Below are 13,996 nucleotides of genomic sequence, written 5' to 3' on the forward strand. Positions count from 1 at the left end.
CGTCCTTGCGGGCCGGGCGATGGAACCGAGCGGGCGCCGCGCGGAAACAGTTTGCCGCTGCCCGATTTTGCCGTTAGCATCCGGTAGCGACGAGGGCCGTGCGGACAATGTCTGAATTTTCGGATATTCCCCAGATTTTACAGGATTTGAGACGGCGCGGGACTCGGGCTGCGTCAGAAAAAAGGCGCGGCATGTCAGCGACGGGATGGCCGGTGACGGTTTCCGTCGTGGTGCCGTTTCACAACGAGGCCGAGAATGTCGTCCCGCTGTTCGACCGGCTCGCCGCCGTGCTCGATGGTCTCGGCGAGGACTGGGAACTGGTCTGCGTGAACGATGGCAGCCGCGATGCCACGCTTGCGGCGCTGCAGCGCATCGCCGCGCGCGACGGGCGGGTGCGGGTGATCGACCTGTCGCGCAATTTTGGCAAGGAGGCGGCGTTGACCGCGGGACTCGACCATGCGCGCGGCGCGGTGGCGATTCCGCTCGACGCCGACCTGCAGGATCCGCCCGAGGTGATTCCGGCGCTGCTCGCGAAATGGCGCGAGGGCTACGATGTGGTGAACGCCACACGCGCCTCGCGCGAGGGCGACGGCGCGGTGAAGCGCTTCACCGCCCATATGTTCTACCGGGTGATGAACCGGTTGAGCGATGTGCCGATCCCGCGCGATACCGGGGATTTCCGGCTGATCGCCCGGCCGGCGCTGGAGGCGCTGAAGCGGCTGCCGGAGCGGCGGCGGTTCATGAAGGGGCTGTTCGCCTGGATCGGCTTCCGCACGGCGACCATCACCTATCACCGCGCCCCGCGCCATGCCGGGCGGACGACGTGGAATTACTGGAAATTGTGGAATTTCGCGCTGGAGGGGGTGACCTCGTTTTCCAGCGCGCCGCTGCGGCTGGCGTCCTATCTCGGCTTCGCCGTCTCGGTCTTCGCGTTCGTCTATGCGGCGGTGACGATCTTTCGCAAGCTGGCCTACGGCAACCCGGTGCAGGGCTATCCCTCGCTGCTGGTCGCCATCCTGTTCCTCGGCGGGGTGCAGCTCATCGCCCTCGGGATGATCGGCGAATATCTCGGTCGGCTCTACGAGGAGAGCAAGCAGCGGCCGCTCTATATCGTGCGCGAGATCAGCGGCGGCAGCGCGCCGGACTTATGAGGCGGCGAAGCGCTGGATGCGTTCGGCCATCGCCGCGACACCGTTGCCCCGATTGCCGGACAGGGCGCCGATCAGCCCCCATTCCTTGAGGAAGACCGGTGGTGTTTCGCGGATTTCCGCGGGCGTGCGGCCGGAATAGACCTGTAGCAGCATGGCGACGAGGCCGCTGACGATGGCGGCGTCCGACGCGCCGGCGAAATAGAGCTTGCCGCCCTCGAGCTTCGGCTCCAGCCAGACCCGGCTCTGGCAGCCGGGCACCAGCCGGTCGTCGGTCTTCAGCGCCTCGGGGAAGGCGGGCAGCGACTGGCCGAGTTCGATGATGAACTGGTAGCGGTCCATCCAGTCATCGAACAGGAACAGCTCGTCGTGCAGGGCGGCGATCGCCGCGGCGGCGCTCTCCTGCGCGGGGGTGACGAAGGGCGGCGCGCTCATGCCGGGCGCACCAGGCGGTGGTGCTTCTTGCCGGCCGAGAGCTTGGCCGCGCCGTCGATCACGTCGGCGAGGGTGATCGTGTGCGCCTCGTCGGCGATCGGGGCGTCGTTCAGCCGCGCGCCGCCGCCGCGGATCAGCCGGCGCGCCTCGCCATTGCTGGCGGCGAGCCCGGCTTTCACCAGCAGGGCGAAGGCGGGAATGCCGGCTTCAAGCTCGGCCGTGGGAATGTCGATCCCCGGCAGGGTTTCCGCCGCCTCGCCGCCCTCGAAGGTGCGGCGCGCGGTCTCCGCGGCTTCCTCGGCCACCGCGCGCCCGTGGCAGAGCGCGGTCGCCTCGGTGGCGAGGATCTTCTTCGCCTCGTTGATCTCGGCGCCTTGCAGCGCCTCGAGCCGGGCGATCTCGTCGAGCGGCAGGTCGGTGAACAGGCGGAGGAAGCGGCCGACATCGGCATCCTCGGTGTTGCGCCAGAACTGCCAGTAGTCGAACGGGCTGCGCCTCGCGGCCGAGAGCCAGACGGCGCCGGCGGCGGTCTTGCCCATCTTCGCGCCCGAGGCGGTGGTGATCAGCGGCGCGGTCAGGCCATAGACCTGCTTGCCGTCGGTGCGGCGGACGAGGTCGATGCCCTGGACGATGTTGCCCCACTGGTCCGACCCGCCCATTTGCAGCACCACGCCGTAGCGGCGGTTCAGCTCGCGGAAATCGTAGGCCTGCAGGATCGAGTAGTTGAATTCGAGGAAGGTGAGGCCCTGCTCGCGTTCCAGCCGCGAGCGGACCGAGTCGAAGGACAGCATGCGGTTGACGCTGAAATGCACGCCGACCTCGCGCAGCAGGTCGATATAGCCGAGCGTGTCCAGCCAGTCGGCATTGTTGACCATGATGGCGTCGGACGGGCCCTCGCCGAAGCGCAGATAGGCGGCGATGTTGTCGCGGATGCCGGCCATGTTGAGCGCGATCTGCTCCTCGGTGAGGAGCTGGCGGGCTTCCTCGCGGAAGGAGGGGTCGCCGATGCGGGTGGTGCCGCCGCCGAGGATGGCGACCGGCTTGTGCCCGTGCTTCTGCAGCAGGCGGAGCATCATGATCTGGATCATGTGGCCGACATGCAGGCTGTCGGCCGTGCAGTCGAAGCCGATATAGCCGGCGATGGGGCCGGCGCGCATCGCCTCGCGCAGCCCCTCGGTGTCGGTGCACTGGAAGATGTAGCCGCGCGCTTCTGCCTCGTGCAGGAAATCGCCGGGATCGGTCATGAGCATGGTTCCGCCGTGATCGGGGTGGCCGCAATCGGCCCGTTGGTCTTCAGATCGGCGCGGGGTAGCACGCGGGGGCCGGCGTGCCAATTCCGCCGGGCGCGCGGGCGGCCCGCAGGGCGCCGAGCAGGATGACGAGCGGCGCGATCTCGACATGCAGCACCCGCGCGATCACCGGGCCGAGCGCGGGCCAGAGCCAGAGCAGCGCGTCGGCGACGCCGGGGCCGCCGCGCCGCCAGGCGAGCCAGGCGACCATGACGGAAAGCCCCGTCATGTCGTTGGCATAGGCATAGGGGGTCACGAGCAGCGTGAGGCAGACGGTGAGCGCGGCGCGCGCCACCGGGTCGGCCTCCTTGCGGCGCCAGGCATGCCAGCACCAGATCGAGGCCGCCAGCGCCGAGACGCCCTGGCAGAGGCCGGCAAGGCCGACCGGGGCACCGAGGCTGCGGGCCATCCAGAACACCGAGACGCCGCTGGTTTCGTAGACCGAGGGGAAGGGCGCGATCAGATGGGCATGGGCGACCGCCATTCCCTGCCGGAGGAAGGCCGGCCAGATCGCCGGGCCGGCGACGAGGGTGACCGCGGCGGCGAGGGCCGCGGTGACCGCGATGCCGACGGCAAGGCCGCGCCATTCCCCCCGCGCCACGAGCACGACCGGCCCGAGCAGGCCGGCCTGGGGCTTCAGCGAGATCAGGCCGAACAGCCCGCCTGCCACGTCCGGCCGGCGGGAGACCGCCATCAGCGCCGCGATGAAGGCGCTGCCGGCGATCGGGCCGAACTCGCCGATCGAAATGCCGGTGAGCGAGGCGGCGCTCAGCAGCCCGGCGGCGATCACCGGCCACGGCGCGCCGGCGCGGCGCAGCAGGGGAATGCAGGGCAGCGAGATCAGCAATGTCCACGCCAGGAGCCCGGCGGCGGGGCCGAAGGGCAGGAGCGGCAGCGTCGTCAGCAGGGACGGAGGCGGGTAGAAATACTGCATGTAGGATGGCAGGCCCGGGCCGAATTGCGCGGTGGACCAGGCGGCGAACCACGCGGAGTCGTAGATCCGCGCCGCCTCGGCGGTGGCGGCAATGTGCCCGGCCGGCCAGAAGGCGAAGAAATCGCTGTGCAGATGCCGCGCGGTGACGGGCGCGCCATGGGCGAGGCTATCGGCGATGACCGCCGCGAGATGGAAGACGGGGCGGAACAGGTTGAGCCAGGTCACCGCCGCGAGGCCGAGCACGAACCAGGGCACGACCGTCCACCGGTCGATCACCGGCCGGAAGCTGCCATGAGTCCTGTCTGGTTCCACGCCCGGTTCCTTGCTCCGCTGCTTGTCAACCCCGCGCGCGGGGCGGATAAGCGAGACATGCCCGAAACTGGTTTCCATAACGCTAAGAGGGAGCGGGAATGCACGCCATCGGCCTGATGAGCGGCACCTCGCTCGATGGGGTCGATGCGGCGGTGATCGAGACCGACGGCGAGCGGGTGTTCGGCACCGGGCGATCCGCCACGCTGTTCTACGAGGACGGACTGCGCGCCCGGCTGCGCGCCCTACTCGATGCAGCACCCGGGCTCGCGCCCGACGATCCTGAACTGCGCAGCCTCGACTGGCTGCTGGCGGACCGGCATGCCGAGGCGGTGGCGATGGTGGCAAGCCGGGCCGATGTGGTGGGGTTTCACGGCCAGACCATCCTGCACGACCCGGATCGGCGGCGGACCTGGCAGATCGGCGATGCGGCGCATCTCGCGCACAAGACGCGGCTGCCCGTGGTGCATGACTTCCGCAGCGCCGATGTCGCCGCCGGCGGACAGGGCGCGCCGCTGGCGCCGCTGTTCCACGCCGCCCTCGCCGAGGCGCTGGAGAAGCCGCTGCTGGTGGTCAATATCGGCGGGGTCGCCAACATCACCTGGCTCGGCCCGACGGGCGAGGTGCTCGCCTGCGACACCGGCCCCGGCAACGGCCCGCTGGATGACTGGGTGCGGCTGCATACCGGCGCCGCCTTCGACGCCGACGGCGCGCTGGCTGCCGCCGGGCGGGTCGATCAGGCGCGGCTGACGCGATTGATGGACGATCCCTGGTTCGCCCGGCCGGCGCCGAAATCGCTCGACCGGCTGCAGTTCTCGGCGCGCGTCGCCGCGGCGACGGAGGGCTTGTCCGCCGCGGACGGGGCGGCGCTGCTCGTCGCCTTCACCGCGGCGGCGATTGCGGCGGCCCCGCTGCCGGCGCCGCCGCGTCGCGTGCTGGTCGCAGGCGGTGGGCGGCACAACGCGGCGATCATGGACGCGCTGCGTCGGCATTTCGCCGCCCCGGTCGAGCCGGTCGAGGCGGTGGGCTGGGATGGCGATGCGCTGGAGGCGCAGTGTTTCGGGTTTCTCGCGGTGCGCGCGCTACGCGGGCTGCCGCTCTCGTTGCCGGAGACGACCGGCGTGCCCGCGCCGCTCGCGGGCGGGCGGATCGTCCGGCCCGGCCCGGCTGCGGAATAGGAAGCGGGCGGCTCAGCCGCCGGAGCGGGCGGTCTTCCGGGCGGCGGGTTTTGCCTTGGCGGCGGCCGCCTTCGGCTTCGCGGCGGCGGCTTTCGGCTTGGCGGCAGCTTTCGCCTTCGCCGGTCTGGCGGCTTTCGGCGCCGCCGCGTCCTTCGGCTTTGCTGCGGGTTTTGCGCCCTTGCGGCCGCGCGGCGCCAGCGTCTTGCCCTTCTCGGCGAGCAGGGCGACCGCCTCGTCCAGTGTCACCGCGCCGAGTTCGCTGCCGCGCGGCAGGGTCGCGACCGTCTTGCCGTGCTGGACATAGGGGCCGAAGCGGCCCTTTCGCGCGGTCACGCTCTCGCCGTCCTTCGGGTGCGGGCCGAGATCGCGGATGCCTTCCTGCTTCTTCGCCAGCACCATCACCGCGCGGTTGAGGCCGACGGCGAGCACGTCGTCATCCTTGTCGAGCGAGGCGAAGATGGGGCCCATCTTCACATAGGGACCGAACCGGCCGATGCCGGCCTGGATTTCCTGTTTCGTTTCCGGATGCACGCCGATCACGCGCGGCAGCGAGAGCAGGCCGATCGCCTGCTCCAGCGTGATCGTCTCGCCGCTCATGCCGCGTGGCAGGGCGGCGCGGCGGGGCTTCGCCTTCTTGTCCTCCGGGTCCGGTTCGCCGAGCTGGACATAGAGGCCATAGGGGCCGCGCCGCAGCGTGACGGGGATGCCCTCGGCGTTCTCGCCGAGCAGCTTCATGCCGTCGCGCAGCTGGTCGCCCTCGTCCTCGCCGCCCTCGACGGCGAGGCGGCGGGTATACTGGCATTCGGGATAGTTCGAGCAGCCGATGAAGGCGCCGAAGCGGCCGAGCCGCAGGCCGAGCCGGCCGGTGCCGCAGGCCTGGCAGACGCGTGGATCGGACCCGTCCTCGCGGGCGGGGAAGAAATGCGGGCCGAGCTCCTCGTCCAGCGCATCGATCACGTCGGAGATCTTGAGATCCTTGATCTGCTCGACGGCGCCGGAGAAATCGGCCCAGAAATCCCGCATCACCGACCGCCAGTCGAGCCGTCCGTCGGAGACCTCGTCGAGCTTTTCCTCGAGATCGGCGGTGAAGCCGGTCTCGACATAGCGGCCGAAGAAGCTGACCAGGAAGGCGGTGACCAGCCGGCCGCGATCCTCGGGGATGAAGCGGCGGTTTTCCATCCGCACATAGTTGCGCTCGCGCAGCACGGTGAGAATCGAGGCGTAGGTCGAGGGGCGGCCGATGCCGAGCTCTTCCATGCGCTTGACCAGGGTGGCCTCGGAATAGCGCGGCGGCGGCTGGGTGAAATGCTGCTCGGCGGTGACCGGCCCGCTGGCGAGCGGGTCGGATTTCGCCATCGGCGGCAGCAGCCTCGCGGTTTCGTCCTCCGGGTCCTCGTCCATCCCCTCGCGGTAGAGCTTGAGGAAGCCGTCGAAGGCGAGGATCGAGCCGGTGGCGCGCAGGGTGCTGCCGGCGGCATCGGCAAGCTCGACCGTGGTCTGGTCAAGCTCGGCCGACTGCATCTGCGAGGCCAAAGCGCGCTTGTAGATCAGCTCGTAGAGCCGCGCCTGCTCGGGAGAGAGGTGGCGGGCGGCGCGCTCGGGGGTGAGGGTGAAATCGGTCGGGCGGATCGCCTCGTGGGCCTCCTGCGCGTTCTTCGCCTTCGACTGGTATTCGCGCGGGGCGGCGGGCAGGTAGTTCGCGCCGAACGCGTCCTTCACCTGCTGGCGGGCGGCGGTGATCGCCTCGCGCGCCATCTGCACGCCGTCGGTACGCATGTAGGTGATCAGGCCGACCGTCTCGCCGCCGATCTCCACACCCTCGTAGAGCTGCTGGGCGGTGCGCATGATGGCCTGCGCCGTCATGTGCAGCTTGCGCGAGGCGTCCTGCTGCAGGGTCGAGGTGGTGAAGGGCGGCGGCGGGTTGCGGCGGACGCGCTTCTTCTCGATCGAGACGACGCTGAAGGCGCCACGCTCGACCGCCGCCTTCGCCGCATCGGCCGCCGCCTTGTCCGCGAGGTCGAACTGGTCGAGCTTGCGGCCGTCGAGATGGGTGAGGCGGGCGCGGAACGGCGCGCCGGCGGGGGTGCGGAACTCGGCCTCGATCGTCCAGTATTCGCGCGGGCGGAACAGCTCGATTTCGGCCTCGCGCTCGCAGATCAGCCGCAGCGCGACCGACTGCACGCGTCCGGCGCTCTTGCTGCCGGGCAGCTTGCGCCAGAGCACCGGCGAGAGGGTGAAGCCGACCAGATAGTCGAGCGCGCGGCGGGCGAGATAGGCCTCGATCAGCGGGGTGTCGAGGTCGCGCGGGGCGCGGAGGGCGGCCTGCACCGCCGATTTGGTGATCTCGTTGAAGGTGATGCGGCGGACCTGCTTGCCCTTGAGCACGTTGCGCGCCTCGAGCATGGCGCGGACATGCCAGGAGATCGCCTCGCCCTCGCGGTCGGGGTCGGTGGCGAGGTAGAGCGTGTCCGCCCCTTTCAGCGCCTTGGCGATGGCCGCGACCTGGCGGTCGCCGCGGGCGTCCTCCTCCCAGGACATCGCGAAATCCTCGTCCGGGCGGACCGAGCCGTCCTTCGGCGGCAGGTCGCGGACATGGCCGAAGGAGGCGAGAACGGTGAATCCGTCGCCGAGATACTTGTTGATCGTCTTGGCCTTGGCGGGGGATTCAACGACGACGATGGCATTCATGTAAGCGCGGTATCCCGTTCAGCACTCGGAGAGCAGACAGACCCGGTTGCCCGGCAGGGTTTCGATCCGGCCGGCAAGTTCGAGCTCGGTCAGCACGGCGGTCAAGGCCGATGTGGAGAACTGGCAGTGCCTTGCCAGTTCGTCAACACTGACCGGGCTGGCGGAAAGCAGCCGGGGGATTTCGCTTCGGGCGCGGTCGAGTTCGTCGCCGGTCTCCGGCGCCGCGTCGGGCGGCTCGCCGAGGCCGGGTGGCGGGGCGGCGATTCGCGCGTCGGGGAACAGCGCGCCGGGCCGGTCGGGCAGGTTGGCGAGGATGTCGGCGGCGGATTCGGCGAGCCAGGCGCCCTGGCGGATCAGGTCATTGCCGCCGCGGGCGCGTGGGTCGAGCGGCGAGCCGGGCACGGCAAAGAGCTCGCGGCCATAGTCCAGCGCGTAGCGGGCGGTCAGCAGGCTGCCGGAGCGCAGCGCCGCCTCGATGACGACGACGCCGAGGGCAAGCCCGGCGATGATGCGGTTGCGCTTGGGGAAATGCCGGGCGAGCGGGGCGGTGCCGGGCGGCGCCTCGGCCACCACCGCGCCGGCCTCGGCGATGCGGGCCTGCAGGTCGCGGTGCTCGGGCGGATAGACCACGTCGAGCCCGCCGGGGATGGCGGCGATGGTGGTGCCCTCGCGCAGCGCCGCCTCGTGCGCCGCCGCGTCGATCCCGCGGGCGAGGCCGGAAACCACCGGATGGCCGGCGGCGGCGAGCTCGCCGGCGATGTCCGCGGCGATCCGCCGTCCGTTGGCGGAGGCGTTGCGCGCGCCGACCACGGCGACCACCGGCCGATGGAGCAGGGCGACATCGCCCTTCACCGCGATGACCGGCGGCGCGTCCGGCAGCAGGGCGAGCAGCGGCGGATAGTCGGCATCGCCGAGGAAGATCAGGCGGGCGCCGAGCGCCTCGTGCCGGTCGAGCTCGCGACGGATTTCGGCCGGCGGGGGAATCCGCAGGTTGCCCCGCCGTCCGACCTGGCGGGCGAGGGCGGGCAGCGCGTCCAGAGCCTCCCCGGGGCTGGCGAAGCGCTCGCGCAGGCGGCGGAAGGTCCGGGGCCCCACTCCCTCCGTGCGGATCAGGCGCAGAAGGGTGGCCTTGTCGCTCACGCCGAGAGCCTGATCCTCGGCTCGGTGCCGGCGCGCAGCCGCGCGATGTTGGCCCGGTGCTTGAAGACGACGAGGGCGGCGATGGCGAGGGCGACGAGCGCCGCATGGCCGCGCCCGGCGAGCAGGGCGAGCAGCGGGGCGGCGGCAAAGGCGGTCAGCGCGGCGAGGGAGGAAATCTTCCGCCAGAACGCCATGGCAAGCCAGATCAGGCAGCAGGCGGCGCCGACCGGAAAGGCGAGGGCGAGCAGCACGCCGAGGCCGGTCGCCACCCCCTTGCCGCCGCGAAAGCCGAGCCAGACCGGGTAGAGATGGCCGATCACCGCGAACAGCGCGGCGAGATCGGCGGCGGCGCTGCCGGCATGGCGGGCGAGCAGCACGGCGACGGCGCCCTTGCCGCCATCGAGCAGCAGGGTCAGCGCGGCGAGGCTCTTGCGCCCGGTGCGCAGCACGTTGGTCGCACCGATATTGCCCGAGCCGATCCGCCGCACATCGCCGAGCCCGGCCGCACGGGTGAGCAGCAGGCCGAACGGGATGGAGCCGAGCAGGTAGCCGAGCAGGGCGTAGGGCGCGATCATCCGTGCACCCGCCGCCCGGCCTTCCACGTGCCGGTGACCACACCCTCGACCGGCCGTCCGTCGAAGGGCGTGTTCTGCGCCTTGCCGGGCAGGGCGCCGGCCTCGATCCGCCAGGGGCGCTCGGGGGCGAAGAGGCAGAGATCGGCCGGCGCACCACGGGCGATGCGCCCGGCATCCAGCCCGAACAGCCGGGCCGGACGGTCGGTCAGCAGGGAGAGGGCGGCGATCAGCCCGAGCCCGCCGGACTGCACCTGCGCCAGCGTGATCGCGAGCAGCGTGGCGAGGCCGGCGCCGCCGGGCGCGGCCTCGGCGAAGGGCAGGCGCTTGTCGTCGGCGTCGCGCGGCTGGTGGTCGGAGACCACGGCGTCGATCGTGCCATCGGCCAAAGCGGCGCAGACGGCGAGGCGGTCGGCCTCGCTGCGCAGCGGCGGCGAGAGCTTCGCATAGGTGCGGAAATCGCCGATCGCGTTCTCGTTGAGGTCGAAATAGGGCGGCGCGGTGTCGCAGGTGATCGCGAGGCCCCGGCGTTTCGCGCCACGGATCAGGTCGAGCGCCTCGCCGGTCGAGACATGGGCGAAATGCACCGCGCCGCCGGTGAGTTCGGCGAGACGGATGTCGCGGGCGACCATCATCGCCTCGGCGCAGGCCGGGATTCCGGGCAGGCCCATCAGCGTCGCCCGCGCCCCGGCGGTCGCCGCACCGCCGGCGGCGAGGCTCGGCTCCTCGGGATGCTGGACGATCATGGCGCCGAAGCCGCGCGCATAGGACAGGGCGCGGCGCATCAGCCCGGCCGGGCCGATCGCCCGCGCGCCATCGGAGAAGGCGACCGCGCCGGCCGCGCGCAGCAGGCCGTATTCGGCGATCATCTCGCCCTTGCAGCCGCGCGTCGCCGCGCCGTAGGGGGCGATGGTGAGCCGCCCGGTCGCAGCCCCGGCGCCGGCCAGGGCGCGGACCAGCGCCGGGTCGTCGGTCGCGGGGATATTGTCCGGCAGCACGGCGATGGTGGTGATGCCGGCGGCATTGGCCGCCTCGGCGGCGGTGGCGATGGTCTCGCGGTATTCGTAGCCGGGCTCGCCGAGCGAGGCGCGGGCATCGACCAGGCCGGGGCAGAGGATCTGCTCGGCGGCATCGATCATCACCGCGCCGTCCGGCCGGCCGAGACCGGCGCCGAAATCGGCGATGACGCCGTCGCGGACCAGCAGGTCGCCCACCGCGTCGTGGCCGGTGGCGGGATCGACGATCCGCGCGCCGCGGATCAGCGTGTCGGGGGGCGTGTCATGCATGGGCGAGCGCCGTCCGGGCCAGCACGTCGAGCACCGCCATGCGGATGGCGACGCCCATCTCCACCTGCTCGCGGATCACCGAGCGGGTGGCGTCGTCGGCGACCTGGCTGTCGATCTCGACGCCGCGATTCATCGGGCCGGGATGCATCACCAGCGCGTCCGGCTTCGCCATCGCGAGCTTGGCGGCGTCGAGCCCGTAGAAGGTGAAAAACTCACGGGCGCTGGGGATCAGCCCGGCGCTCATCCGCTCGGTCTGCAACCGCAGCGCCATCACGATATCGGCGTCGCGCAGGCCCTCGCGCATGTCATGGAAGACGGTGGCGCCGAACTGGTCGATGCCGGAGGGGATCAGCGTCGGCGGGCCGACCACGCGCACCCGGCTGCCCATCGCGGTGAGCAGCAGCAGGTTCGAGCGGGCGACGCGGGAATGCGCGATGTCGCCGCAGATGGCGACGGTGAGGCCCGCGAGCGTGCCCTTGTTGCGGCGGATCGTCAGCGCGTCGAGCAGCGCCTGGGTCGGGTGCTCGTGCATGCCGTCGCCGGCGTTGATCACCGCCGCATCCACCTTCTGGGCGAGCAGGGCGGGCGCGCCGGAGGCCTTGTGGCGGACCACCAGCAGGTCGCAGTTCATCGCGTTCAGCGTCGCCGCGGTGTCGAGCAGGGTCTCGCCCTTGGAGACCGAGGAGGTCGAGACCGACATGTTGATCACATCGGCGCCGAGCCGCTTGCCGGCGAGCTCGAAGCTCGTGCGGGTGCGGGTGGAATCCTCGAAGAACAGGTTGATCAGGGTCCGGCCGCGCAGCACGTCCCGCCGCGTCTTGCCCGACCGGTTGAGCAGCACGTAGCTCTCGGCGAGGTCGAGCAGGGCGGAAATGTCGCGCGGGTGGAGACCTTCGATTCCCAGGAGATGGCGCGTCGGCAACCGCATGACGGTCTCCTTACAGCCCCGCCGCGCCGGCGGGAAGAGCGGTTCCTACTGGCTGGCCCAGACGATGCGGTGAAGGGCGCCGATCTCCTCGGTCATGAAGCCGCGGGGCGGGTAGGCGGGATTGAAGCAGCCGAGATCGACCCGGGAGACGGTGCGGCGCAGCAACTGCCGGGCCATCACCTCGCCGCCGGCGGTACGGATGACGACACGGTCGCCGGTGCGCACGGGGGACGCGGGCGAGACCACGATGATGTCGCCATCGCGATAGACGGGGTCCATCGAATCGCCCTGGATGGTGAGCGCGAAGGCGTGCGGATCGCCGGCGATCCCGGCATCGCCGACGGGCAGGGCGATGCGGTCCCAGCCGCCGCCGGTCGGGTTGCCGCCCTCGTCGAAGAACCCGCCCTGGCCGGCCTGCGCGAGGCTGGCCAGCGGCACGGTGCGCACCGCCGGCCGGCGCGGGCGGCTGGTGCCGGCCGGCGTCGTGCTTCTGCCGCCGACCAGGGCGGCGAAGGCCTCGATGCCGATGCTGCTGGCCGAGAGAATCTTGGCGATGCTCTCGGTCGAGGGCCAGCGCAGCCGGCCATCCGGCGTGCGGCGCTTCGAGGGATTGAAGCTGGTGGGGTCGAGCCCGGCGCTGCGGGCAAGGGCGGAAGCCGACAGCCCCCGTTGCGCCGCCAGCGCGTCAATCGCCCGCCAGATATCTTCGTGCTGCATTGTCTTGTTCTTAACGGATTTATGGGTCTTTGAAAGAAAAAATTAAGGAAAACCATGAGTTAACGCTTGCGGTGGATACAACCTCTGGTTAGTATGTTCTTGTTTCGTTCTCATGGAGCTGCCGCGATGATCTTCGCCCCGTCAGAACCGCTGAGTCCAGATGCGAAACAGAATTGGAGAATGACCGGCGAACAGGAAAAAAATTCCGGAACCGCCGGAAAGATCCGAGCCCGCTTTCAGAAGGAGACATGAAATGACTTTGACCCTGCGCAACCTTTCCGTCCTCGCCTACGCCAACGGCTTCACCCTCTGGCACTATCGCGCAGGCAACGAGGCGCTTTCCGTCCTTGAGGATGACGGGTTCTTCGGCCCGGCCGCCGACCTGATCGCGCCGGGGGACATCGTGATGGCCTCCGGTTCCCAGGGCGCGCGGATGGGTGCGATCGCCCGCCGTGGCGACCACCTCGTGCTGGCGCCGATATAGGCCGCGGCCCAAAGGGCCTGCCCGCGCCGCCCGAACGATGGACAATTGCCTCGGCGGCGCGGCGGGCCTATCCCTGTTGCATGACCGTGAACATTGCCATCTGCCAGACCGAGGGCCGTTTCGCCGATCCCGAAGCGGGGCACACCCTGCTCGACGAGGAGGCGCGGGCCGCCGCCGCCGGCGGCGCGGATCTTCTGGTGCTCCCGGAACTGTTCCTGACCGGATACAATCTCGGCGCGGCGCGTGCGCGGGAGCTGGCGCTGGATCCGGAAGGGGAGCAAATCGGCCGGGCGAGGGCACTCGCGGCCGAGGTCGGCATCGCGCTCTGTTTCGGCTTCCCCGAGCGTGTGGGCGACGGGGTCGCGAACAGCGCGATCCTGATCGACGAGGCCGGCGGCGCGCGGCTGATCTATCGAAAGGTGCACCTGTTCGGGGATCTCGACCGCGGGATGTTCGCGCTACGGGGGGATGGATTTCCGGTTGTCGCCTGGCGGGGGCTGAGCCTGGGCCTCGCGATCTGCTATGACATCGAATTCCCCGAGACGGCGCGGATGATGGCGCTGGCGGGAGCCGACCTGATCCTGGTGCCCACGGCGCTGATGCCGCCCTATTACGTTGTGGCGGATTCGCTGATCCCCGCCCGGGCCTATGAAAACCAGGTCTACATCGCCTATGCCAATCATTGCGGCGGCGAGCCGGGGATCGACTATATCGGCCATTCCTCGATCTGCGGGCCGGACGGCGCGGTGCTGGCCAAAGCGGGCGCCGGCCCGACGCGACTGATGGCGCGGATCGATCCCGGACACCTCGCCGAAGTGCGCCGCCGCGATCCGTTGCTGGCCGACCGGCGGCCGGCGCTCTACGGGACGATCGCGGGCTGAGGCGGGC

13 protein-coding genes are annotated in these 13,996 nt (G+C 70.7%); 4 read left to right on the forward strand and 9 right to left on the reverse strand.

Translation table 11 applies throughout. The annotated features are described in order from the left end of the window. Positions 1–107: 107 nt before the first annotated feature. Complete coding sequence (locus RT91_RS06375; RefSeq protein ID WP_013639818.1) at positions 108–1,151, forward strand: glycosyltransferase family 2 protein; 1,044 nt, start codon at positions 108–110, stop codon at positions 1,149–1,151. Here RT91_RS06375 and RT91_RS06380 read toward each other — a convergent pair. Genes RT91_RS06380 through RT91_RS06390 form a run of 3 tightly spaced genes read right to left on the reverse strand, consistent with a single transcriptional unit; the run spans position 1,146 to position 4,118 of the window. Next, positions 1,146–1,583 carry a SufE family protein gene (locus tag RT91_RS06380; protein WP_007422545.1) on the reverse strand — a complete coding sequence of 146 codons (438 nt, stop codon included), beginning with the start codon at positions 1,581–1,583 and terminating at the stop codon, positions 1,146–1,148. The genes RT91_RS06375 and RT91_RS06380 overlap by 6 nt on opposite strands. Beyond that, positions 1,580–2,833, reverse strand: coding sequence for a tyrosine--tRNA ligase (tyrS, locus tag RT91_RS06385; RefSeq protein WP_035186287.1), 1,254 nt, complete (start codon positions 2,831–2,833; stop codon positions 1,580–1,582). Before tyrS ends, RT91_RS06380 begins: the two co-directional genes overlap by 4 nt. 43 nt (positions 2,834–2,876) lie before the next feature. After that, positions 2,877–4,118: a glycosyltransferase family 87 protein gene (locus tag RT91_RS06390; protein WP_240314218.1), complete on the reverse strand. Its 1,242-nt coding sequence runs from the start codon at positions 4,116–4,118 to the stop codon at positions 2,877–2,879. A gap of 98 nt (positions 4,119–4,216) precedes the next feature. Between RT91_RS06390 and RT91_RS06395 the strand changes: the two genes are divergently transcribed. Next, positions 4,217–5,293, forward strand: coding sequence for an anhydro-N-acetylmuramic acid kinase (locus RT91_RS06395; protein WP_013639816.1), 1,077 nt, complete (start codon positions 4,217–4,219; stop codon positions 5,291–5,293). Between the two features lie 12 nt (positions 5,294–5,305). Here the strand turns inward: RT91_RS06395 and topA are convergent, their stop codons facing one another. Genes topA through RT91_RS06425 form a run of 6 tightly spaced genes read right to left on the reverse strand, consistent with a single transcriptional unit; the run spans position 5,306 to position 12,624 of the window. Then, complete coding sequence (topA, locus tag RT91_RS06400; RefSeq protein WP_035186290.1) at positions 5,306–7,981, reverse strand: type I DNA topoisomerase; 2,676 nt, start codon at positions 7,979–7,981, stop codon at positions 5,306–5,308. 18 nt (positions 7,982–7,999) lie between these two features. Next, positions 8,000–9,121 carry a DNA-processing protein DprA gene (dprA, locus tag RT91_RS06405; RefSeq protein ID WP_035186292.1) on the reverse strand — a complete coding sequence of 374 codons (1,122 nt, stop codon included), beginning with the start codon at positions 9,119–9,121 and terminating at the stop codon, positions 8,000–8,002. Beyond that, positions 9,118–9,696, reverse strand: coding sequence for a glycerol-3-phosphate 1-O-acyltransferase PlsY (gene plsY, locus RT91_RS06410; protein WP_007424319.1), 579 nt, complete (start codon positions 9,694–9,696; stop codon positions 9,118–9,120). Before plsY ends, dprA begins: the two co-directional genes overlap by 4 nt. Continuing rightward, positions 9,693–10,979, reverse strand: coding sequence for a dihydroorotase family protein (locus tag RT91_RS06415; protein ID WP_007424318.1), 1,287 nt, complete (start codon positions 10,977–10,979; stop codon positions 9,693–9,695). The genes plsY and RT91_RS06415 overlap by 4 nt, the downstream gene beginning before the upstream one ends. Beyond that, the gene (locus RT91_RS06420; protein ID WP_011941735.1) at positions 10,972–11,907 is read right to left on the reverse strand and encodes an aspartate carbamoyltransferase catalytic subunit; all 936 of its coding nucleotides are present in this window, start codon (positions 11,905–11,907) and stop codon (positions 10,972–10,974) included. The genes RT91_RS06415 and RT91_RS06420 overlap by 8 nt, the downstream gene beginning before the upstream one ends. A 45-nt stretch (positions 11,908–11,952) precedes the next feature. Then, positions 11,953–12,624 carry a helix-turn-helix transcriptional regulator gene (locus tag RT91_RS06425; protein ID WP_013639812.1) on the reverse strand — a complete coding sequence of 224 codons (672 nt, stop codon included), beginning with the start codon at positions 12,622–12,624 and terminating at the stop codon, positions 11,953–11,955. Positions 12,625–12,877: 253 nt separating this feature from the next. On the opposite strand from RT91_RS06425, the gene RT91_RS06430 reads away from it, so the two are divergent. Further along, entirely contained in the window at positions 12,878–13,108 is a 231-nt protein-coding gene (locus tag RT91_RS06430) for a hypothetical protein (RefSeq protein ID WP_007424315.1), read from the forward strand. Positions 13,109–13,188: 80 nt separating this feature from the next. Further along, positions 13,189–13,989 (forward strand): carbon-nitrogen hydrolase family protein, encoded by an 801-nt coding sequence (locus RT91_RS06435; protein WP_035186293.1) that lies wholly within the window; start codon positions 13,189–13,191, stop codon positions 13,987–13,989. Positions 13,990–13,996 lie beyond the last annotated feature (7 nt).

The organism is Acidiphilium sp. JA12-A1 (assembly GCF_000724705.2).
Lineage (GTDB): Bacteria > Pseudomonadota > Alphaproteobacteria > Acetobacterales > Acetobacteraceae > Acidiphilium > Acidiphilium multivorum.

Coding starts and splice junctions, on each gene's coding strand:
- RT91_RS06375 (WP_013639818.1), top strand. CDS start 108: ATGTCTGAATTTTCGGATATTCCCCAGATTTTACAGGATTTGAGACGG.
- RT91_RS06415 (WP_007424318.1), bottom strand. CDS start 10,979: ATGCATGACACGCCCCCCGACACGCTGATCCGCGGCGCGCGGATCGTC.
- RT91_RS06430 (WP_007424315.1), top strand. CDS start 12,878: ATGACTTTGACCCTGCGCAACCTTTCCGTCCTCGCCTACGCCAACGGC.
- RT91_RS06380 (WP_007422545.1), bottom strand. CDS start 1,583: ATGAGCGCGCCGCCCTTCGTCACCCCCGCGCAGGAGAGCGCCGCCGCG.
- RT91_RS06420 (WP_011941735.1), bottom strand. CDS start 11,907: ATGCGGTTGCCGACGCGCCATCTCCTGGGAATCGAAGGTCTCCACCCG.
- RT91_RS06435 (WP_035186293.1), top strand. CDS start 13,189: ATGACCGTGAACATTGCCATCTGCCAGACCGAGGGCCGTTTCGCCGAT.
- RT91_RS06425 (WP_013639812.1), bottom strand. CDS start 12,624: ATGCAGCACGAAGATATCTGGCGGGCGATTGACGCGCTGGCGGCGCAA.
- RT91_RS06395 (WP_013639816.1), top strand. CDS start 4,217: ATGCACGCCATCGGCCTGATGAGCGGCACCTCGCTCGATGGGGTCGAT.
- plsY (WP_007424319.1), bottom strand. CDS start 9,696: ATGATCGCGCCCTACGCCCTGCTCGGCTACCTGCTCGGCTCCATCCCG.
- topA (WP_035186290.1), bottom strand. CDS start 7,981: ATGAATGCCATCGTCGTCGTTGAATCCCCCGCCAAGGCCAAGACGATC.
- tyrS (WP_035186287.1), bottom strand. CDS start 2,833: ATGCTCATGACCGATCCCGGCGATTTCCTGCACGAGGCAGAAGCGCGC.